The sequence below is a fragment of the Planococcus maritimus genome, assembly GCF_001592825.1.
GTDB lineage: Bacteria > Bacillota > Bacilli > Bacillales_A > Planococcaceae > Planococcus > Planococcus maritimus_C.
Genome location: NZ_LTZG01000054.1, coordinates 1 through 355 on the forward strand (window position 1 = coordinate 1; position 355 = coordinate 355).

A 355-nucleotide genomic window follows, 5' to 3' on the forward strand; every position below is an offset into this window, starting at 1 on the left:
AGGATTTGGTGAGAGTACAAAGCCGACAGTTAAAGTCTGGATGGGAGAAGGAAGAACACGGACATTATAGAGCAATCCATAGTTCTATTTCCTATTGTCTTCTAACCCATTGGTTTATCAAGGGGTTTTTATTATGGTGTGAAAGGCGTGATCAAGTGGATGATCAGCACATCATGAAGCAAGCTTTGGATTTGGCGCAATCAGCCGCCGGACAGACTTCGCCCAAGCCGCTGGTCGGGTCGGTCATTGTCAAAGAGGGCCGGATTATCGGCATGGGCGCGCATCTGAAAGCGGGGCAGCCCAATGCAGAAATCCATGCGCTGAATATGGCAGGCGGTGAAGCGCAAGGCGCAGA

Annotated in this window: 1 pseudogene; it reads left to right on the forward strand. The window is 50.4% G+C overall.

Annotated features, from left to right (window positions below):
- Positions 1-173: 173 nt before the first annotated feature.
- A pseudogene (locus tag AY633_RS15240) lies at positions 174-355 on the forward strand (bifunctional diaminohydroxyphosphoribosylaminopyrimidine deaminase/5-amino-6-(5-phosphoribosylamino)uracil reductase RibD); the annotation flags it as partial.